Genomic DNA, 6566 nt, shown 5'->3' on the forward strand with positions numbered 1-6566 from the left:
CCCACTCCCGGGGCTACGCCCGGCTGACGTCGTAGACCCCCGGTACGTCCCGCATGGCCCGCATCAGCGCCGGGAGGCCCCTCGCGTCGGGGAGCTGCAGGGTGTAGCTGTGCCGGACCCGCTGTTCGACCGGCGGCTCCACCGTCGCGGACACCACCTCGACCCCCTCGCGGGCGATGGCCTCGGTCAGGTCGGCCAGCAGGTGCGGGCGGCCGAACGATTCGGCGAGCAGTGTGACCCGGCAGTCCGCGGTCGCCCGCCAGTGCACGGCGACGGGGGTCCGCCCCACCGCCCGCATCTGAGCCACCGTCGCGCAGTGGACCCGGTGCACCGTGACGACCCCGCCGCGTACGACGAACCCCTCGACGGCGTCCGGCGGCACCGGGGTGCAGCACCCCGCGAGCCGCACGGTGGCGTCCGGCAGGTCGGCGACGGCGTTGCCCCCGCCGCTGCGCAGGCCGATCACCGACAGCGGCGCCCTGGGCGCGGCGTCGGCGGGCCGGGCCCCGTCGGGGTGGGCCGCCAGCCAGCTGCTGATGGCGATCCGGGCGGCCGGGGTCCTGGCGTGGTCCAGCCAGTCGGCGGTGGGGCCCGAGGAGGCGTCGTGCGCGAGCAGGAGCTGGACGGTGTCCCCGTCGGAGAGCCGGGAGGACAGGGAGGTCAGGCGCCCGTTGACCCGGGCGCCGATACAGCCGTGGGCCGCCTCGCCGTACTGCGCGTAGGCGGCGTCGATACAGCCGGCACCGGCCGGCAGGCCCAGGGTGCCCCCGTCGGCCCGGAACACGGTGATCTCCCGGTCCTGGGCCAGCTCCGAGCGCAGGACGTCCCAGAAGGTGTCGGGGTCGGGCGCCGACTGCTGCCAGTCGAGCAGCCGAGACAGCCAGCCGGGCCGGGTCGGGTCCACCCGCTCCTCGTCGCAGTCGGCCGCAGCGAGCTGCTCGGCGGCCGGCGGGGCCGGGGAGGTGTACGGATTGCCGAGCGCCACCACGCCCGCCTCGGCGACCCGGTGCATCTGCCGGGTCCGCACGATGACCTCGGCGACATAGCCCTCCGGCGTCGCGAAGGCCGTGTGCAGGGACTGGTAGAGGTTGAACTTCGGTGAGGCGATGAAGTCCTTGAACTCGGAGATGACCGGGGTGAAGCAGGTGTGCAGTTCCCCCAGCACGGCATAGCAGTCCGCGTTCTCCCCCACGAGGACCAGCAGCCGGCCGAAGTCGGAGCCGCGCAGTTCCCCGCGCTTGAGGGAGATCCGGTGCACGGAGACGAAGTGCCGGGGCCGCACCACCACCTCGGCGGTGATGCCCGCGTCGCGCAGGACGGCCCGTACCGAGTCGGCGATGGCGGGCAGCGGGTCGCGCTCGCCCGCGTGGGCCGCGATGAGGGCGCGGGTGTGCTCGTACTCCTCGGGGTGCAGGATCGCGAAGACGAGGTCCTCCAGCTCGGTCTTCAGGGCCTGCACGCCGAGCCGTTCGGCGAGCGGGATGAGGACGTCGCGGGTGACCTTGGCGATGCGTGCCTGTTTCTCGGGCCGCATCACCCCGAGGGTGCGCATGTTGTGCAGCCGGTCGGCGAGTTTGATGGACATCACGCGGACGTCGTTGCCGGTGGCGACGAGCATCTTGCGGAAGGTCTCGGGCTCGGCGGCGGCGCCGTAGTCGATCTTCTCGACCTTGGTGACGCCGTCGACGATGAAGCAGACCTCGTCGCCGAACTCCTCGCGGACCTGATCGAGGGTCACGTCGGTGTCCTCGACGGTGTCGTGCAGGAGCGAGGCCGTCAGGGTCGTGGTTTCGGCGCCCAGTTCGGCCAGGATGAGGGTCACGGCGAGCGGATGTGTGATGTACGGCTCACCGCTCTTGCGCATCTGGCCGCGGTGCGAGGTCTCGGCGAGCAGGTACGCGCGGCGCAGGATCGACAGGTCCGCGTCGGGGTGATGGGCGCGGTGCGCCTCGGCGACATGGCCGATGGCGTCCGGCAGCCGGTCCCGGGGCGTGGGTCCGAGCAGCGCTGCGCGTCCGAGTCGTCGCAGGTCAAGCCTGGTCCTGCCACGTCTGCGAAGTTCAGGGAGCGCTTCGGGACGTGCTTCGGGGTTCGTGGCCTCTGCACTCATGGGCACCTCCGACGGCATCGACCGGCGGTGGTGGGCATGGGGTGAGCCCTCAGGGCCGGTGCCTGATGCTACCGACCCCATCACGTGGCGCAGTCCACCTCTTGCTCAGCGTGAAACGGATCACCCATTAGAGGGAAGCTTCAGACGAAAGCCGTTTCGGTGAGCCAGGCGGGATCGAACTCGCCCTCGGCCACGATCACGGCGGGTCCGGTCATCTCGATCCGCCCGTCGGGGTGCTCGGTGATGACCAGCGTGCCGCCGGGCAGATCGACGGTGTACGTGGCGGGCGCGCCGGTGGCGGCCGGGTCGGCGCCGTCGCGGCGGATGGCGGCCACGGCGACCGCGCAGGCGCCGGTGCCGCAGGAGCGGGTCTCGCCGGAGCCGCGCTCGTGGACGCGCATGGCGACGTGCCGGGGGCCGCGGTCGACGACGAACTCGACGTTGACGCCCGTCGGGTAGGCCGACGCCGGGCTGTACGGGGGCGGGTCCAGCAGGTTACCGGCGTCGTCGAGGCTGTCGACGAAGGCCACCGCGTGCGGGTTCCCCATGTTGACGTTGCGCGCGGGCCAGGAGCGCTCGCCGACGGAGACGGTGACCTCGCCCTCGGGCAGCTCGGCGCGGCCCATGGAGACGGTCACGTCGCCGGTCTTGTCGAGGTGCACCCGCTTGACCCCGCCGCGCGTGGCGACGGCCAGGTCGCCCGGCTCCACGTGCCCGGCGTGCTGGAGGTAGCGGGCGAAGACGCGGACGCCGTTGCCGCACATCTCGGCGACGGAGCCGTCGCTGTTGCGGTAGTCCATGAACCACTCGGCCTCGTCAGCCAGGTGCGCGGCCTCCGGGTGCGCGGCGGAGCGCACGACGTGCAGCACGCCGTCCGCGCCGATCCCGGCGCGCCGGTCGCACAGCCGCGCCACGGCGGAGGCCGGCAGCTCGATGGCGTTGTCCGGGTCCGGGACGATCACGAAGTCGTTCTCGGTGCCGTGGCCCTTGAGGAAGGAGAGGCTGGTCTGCGTCACCCGCCCATGGTACCGAGCCGGCGCCCGTCGGAGCCGGGCCGTCCCACCGGCCGGACCGGGCCGCGCGCCGCTGCCCGAGCCGGGTCTTCCCCGCTGCCCGAGCCGGGTCCCCGCCGCTGCCCGAGCCGGGCCGCCCCCGCTAGCGGAGCCGGGCCACCCGGTACACCGCGAGCGCCACGACACCCAGCGCGACCAGCGCGTACATCAGGGCGAGGCGCCAGTCGGGCCGCCGGCCCGAGCCGCGGGCCGGTAGTCCCGGCAGGGCGTAGCCCACGCGGCGCGCGGCCATCAGGCCCCAGCCGCCCGCGCAGCAGCTGATGAGGAATCCGAGCATGGCGACGACCGCTCCGCCGTCGCCGAACTCGAAGGCGAGCGGGAAGGCGAACATCAGGGATCCGGCGGCGGCCAGCATGACGATGGGGGCGATCTGCCACAGCCTCAGCCGGCGCTGGGGGCGCAGTTCCACCTCGAAGGCGGGGGCCGCGGCGGCCTCCGCCTCGGCGGAGTCGGGCGCGTCCGGGCCGTCGGGGGTCAGCCGCGCGGGATCCGCGGGCAGCCCCAGTCCGAGGCCGCCGTCGGTGTCCCCGGGCAGAGCGAGGGCGTCGGCGTCCACGGGCAGTACGGGGGCGTCGGCGTCCGGCGGCGCTCCGCCGGACGGTCCGCCGCCGTCGGCGAGGGCACTGTGAAGCATCGGATCCGCTTCCGGCCGGGTGTCGTCCCGACCGGTGTCACGAGGGCCGGCCTCCATCGCCACGCGCCCTCCCCACTTGGACCTCGTACGCCGCCGTTCACCGCCGGTGACGGCACCGGCGGAAGTTTGATGATGGCACGCCGTCAGGCCCGGGACGGGCGTGCGGGGCGTCCCGATGCCATCACGTGATCAGGCTGTGACCGCTCGTTCGACCAACGACTGCGCGAGTCCGGCGAGTTCTCCCCGGTCCGCGACGGCCCCGCTGAGCCAGTGCACCCTCGGGTCGCGGCGGAACCACGAGTCCTGCCGGCGGGCGAACCGCTTGGTGGCGCGGACCGTTTCGGCGCGCGCCTCCTCCTCGGTGCACTCCCCGGCGAGGGCGGTCAGCACCTGCTGGTAGCCGAGCGCCCTGGAAGCGGTGATTCCGTCCCGCAGGCCCGCGGCCTCCAGCGTGCGGACCTCGTCCACCAGCCCGGCCTCCCACATCCGGTCCACGCGCAGCGCGATCCGCTCGTCGAGCTCGGGCCGGGCCACGTCCACGCCGATCTGGACCGTGTCGTAGACGGACTCGTGGCCGGGCAGGTTGGCGGTGAACGGCCGCCCGGTGATCTCGATGACCTCCAGCGCGCGCACGATGCGGCGGCCGTTGCTGGGCAGGATGGCCTGCGCGGCGGCCGGGTCGGCGGCGGCGAGCCGGGCGTGCAGGGCGCCGGGGCCGCGCAGGGTGACCTCGGCCTCCAGCCGGGCCCTGACCTCGGGGTCGGTGCCGGGGAACTCCATGGCGTCGAGCGCGCCGCGCACGTAGAGGCCGGAACCCCCGACGAGGACCGGCGTACGGCCCTGGGCGAGCAGCTTGTCGATCTCGGCGCGGGCGAGGCGCTGGTACTCGGCGACGCTCGCCGTCTCGGTGACGTCCCAGATGTCGAGGAGGTGGTGCGGGACCCCTCCGCGCTCCTCGGTCGTCAGTTTGGCGGTACCGATGTCCATCCCCCGGTACAACTGCATCGAGTCGGCGTTGACGACTTCGCCGTCGAAGTGACGGGCCAGGGCTACGCCCAGATCGGACTTTCCGGCCGCGGTGGGTCCTACGACGGCGATGACCCGCGGGGCGGGGGCTGCTTTCCTCACCGCACCAGTCTCGCAGCCCTCCGTCAAGGCATCGCCATGTACCCGATCGAGCTACGTGACGGGACCCGGCCGAGGTCGTTGCCCTGACGGGGTTCCGGCCGGACGTGCGCCTTCCGTACGGCGGCCCGTCCACGGCGGAACTTCACTCACACGAGTAACGTTATAGGAGTAGACATGGGCATTTTGGACCGGCTTCTCGGCCGCAAGACCCAGGCGACGACCGAAGAGGCCGTTTCCGTGGATCTGACGGCGGAGTCCGCGACGGCCGACGAGGCCGGGACCGAGCAGGCTGTGGCGGAGGAGAGCGCGGCGGCCGAGGCCGTCGAGATCCCGAAGCAGCAGACGGCGGAGGTCGGAGCGGACAGCGAGGCCGCAGAGGGTGCCCGTACGTAGCCTCGCCATTGGAAGGTGACCCATGGGCCTGCTGGACAATCTCAAGGCCAAGCTCGCGCCCGCGAAGGACAAGGTGGGCGACCTCGCTGCACAGCACGAGGGCAAGATCGCCCAGAATCTGGAGAAGGTGGCCAAGGCCGTCGACTCCAAGACCAAGGGCAAGTACAGCGGCCAGATCTCCACCGGCGCGGACAAGGCGAAGGACGCCCTGGGCAAGATCGCGCACAAGGACGCTCCCGGCGGGCCGACGCCGCCGGCCGCTTCCTGACGCGGTCCCGTCATCCCGGAAGGGGCGCGGCACCCTTGGGTGCCGCGCCCCTTCCCGCTTTCCCGAGGCCTGCGGCTACGACCAGGCGGCGACGAAGTACCCGACCCCGTACGGGGCGTCCTCGTACAGCAGCCGGCCTTCGAGCCCCGCGCCCTCGGCCGCGCCGGCGAGCACCTGCCAGGGGGCCCGGCCGGCGGCCTGCAGCTCGGCGGCGAGTCCCGCGTCGAGGGCGGCGAGGGCGGGCAGGTCGGCGGCGCCCAGCGCGCGGGCGGCCTCGGCGTCGAAGCCGGCGGCGCGTTCGTCGAGGTAGCCGGGGGCCTTGAGGGTCCGCCGCGCGCTGCCGTCGCCCATGACGAGCAGGGCGACCCGCTCCTCGCGTGCGGCGAGCTCCCGGCCGGCCTCCAGGCACCCCTCGGTGTCCAGCGGCCCGGCGACCCCGAACCCCTCCAGAGGTGCGGCGCCCCAGCCCGCCCGGCCGAGCAGCCAGGCACCCACGGCGAGCGGGGTGGGCAGCAGCCGCGGCCCCTCCTCGCCCTCGCCCAGCCGTACGTCGGCCGCGACCCCGAATCCCCGGAAGGTGCCGCGGGCGCCCTGGGGGTAGGCGCCGTGGTGGTCGGGGTCGCAGGCTCCGACCACGACGAGCAGATCGGGCCGGGAGGCGGCGAGCACGGACAGCGCGTCGGAACACGCGGTCCGGGCGTCGGCGAGTTCGGCGGCGGCGCCCGTGGCGAGCTCCGGCAGGAGCATCGGCGGGGCGGGGCAGACGGCGGCGGCTACGAGCATGATCCGCAGCGTAGCCGCCGCCGGCTGCGAGCGAGGCCGGCTCTTCCTGAACGCACCCTCGCGCGCAGTGCGGCCCTGCCCTGCGGGGCTGGGTCCCCTACCCGCCCTTCCACCGTTCCCCGGGCGCTGCCCGGACCCCGTTCGCCACGTGCGGCGCCGTCCCCGGGGGCCAGCCCC

Annotated in this window: 7 protein-coding genes; 2 read left to right on the forward strand and 5 right to left on the reverse strand. The window is 73.9% G+C overall.

Features of this window, described 5'->3' with window-relative positions; translation table 11 throughout:
- Positions 1–13: 13 nt before the first annotated feature.
- The 4 genes from ACWCP2_RS09360 to miaA form a co-directional block, all read right to left on the reverse strand.
- Positions 14–2110 carry a RelA/SpoT family protein gene (locus tag ACWCP2_RS09360; RefSeq protein WP_450907963.1) on the reverse strand — a complete coding sequence of 699 codons (2097 nt, stop codon included), beginning with the start codon at positions 2108–2110 and terminating at the stop codon, positions 14–16.
- A gap of 140 nt (positions 2111–2250) precedes the next feature.
- A complete protein-coding gene (gene dapF, locus ACWCP2_RS09365) occupies positions 2251–3126 on the reverse strand; it encodes a diaminopimelate epimerase (RefSeq protein WP_450907964.1) in 876 nt (291 codons plus the stop codon).
- 139 nt (positions 3127–3265) lie between these two features.
- A complete protein-coding gene (locus ACWCP2_RS09370; protein WP_450907965.1) occupies positions 3266–3880 on the reverse strand; it encodes a hypothetical protein in 615 nt (204 codons plus the stop codon).
- A 126-nt stretch (positions 3881–4006) separates the two neighbouring features.
- A complete protein-coding gene (miaA, locus tag ACWCP2_RS09375) occupies positions 4007–4945 on the reverse strand; it encodes a tRNA (adenosine(37)-N6)-dimethylallyltransferase MiaA (RefSeq protein WP_450907966.1) in 939 nt (312 codons plus the stop codon).
- A 174-nt stretch (positions 4946–5119) separates the two neighbouring features.
- On the opposite strand from miaA, the gene ACWCP2_RS09380 reads away from it, so the two are divergent.
- Together ACWCP2_RS09380 and ACWCP2_RS09385 are read left to right on the forward strand one after the other, a co-directional pair.
- Positions 5120–5338 (forward strand): gliding motility protein, encoded by a 219-nt coding sequence (locus ACWCP2_RS09380; protein ID WP_450907967.1) that lies wholly within the window; start codon positions 5120–5122, stop codon positions 5336–5338.
- 22 nt (positions 5339–5360) lie between these two features.
- On the forward strand, positions 5361–5606 hold the full coding sequence (locus ACWCP2_RS09385) for an antitoxin (RefSeq protein WP_450907968.1): 246 nt from the start codon (positions 5361–5363) through the stop codon (positions 5604–5606).
- A gap of 75 nt (positions 5607–5681) precedes the next feature.
- On the opposite strand, the gene ACWCP2_RS09390 is transcribed toward ACWCP2_RS09385, so the two are convergent.
- Entirely contained in the window at positions 5682–6389 is a 708-nt protein-coding gene (locus ACWCP2_RS09390) for a class III extradiol dioxygenase subunit B-like domain-containing protein (RefSeq protein ID WP_450907969.1), read from the reverse strand.
- Between the last annotated feature and the right edge of the window lie 177 nt (positions 6390–6566).

The sequence above is a fragment of the Streptomyces sp. NPDC002104 genome, from assembly GCF_053593795.1.

Bases quoted from the DNA above. Each gene is read 5' to 3' on its own strand.
- ACWCP2_RS09360 (WP_450907963.1), bottom strand. From the start codon at position 2,110: ATGAGTGCAGAGGCCACGAACCCCGAAGCACGTCCCGAAGCGCTCCCT.
- ACWCP2_RS09380 (WP_450907967.1), top strand. From the start codon at position 5,120: ATGGGCATTTTGGACCGGCTTCTCGGCCGCAAGACCCAGGCGACGACC.
- ACWCP2_RS09385 (WP_450907968.1), top strand. From the start codon at position 5,361: ATGGGCCTGCTGGACAATCTCAAGGCCAAGCTCGCGCCCGCGAAGGAC.
- ACWCP2_RS09390 (WP_450907969.1), bottom strand. From the start codon at position 6,389: ATGCTCGTAGCCGCCGCCGTCTGCCCCGCCCCGCCGATGCTCCTGCCG.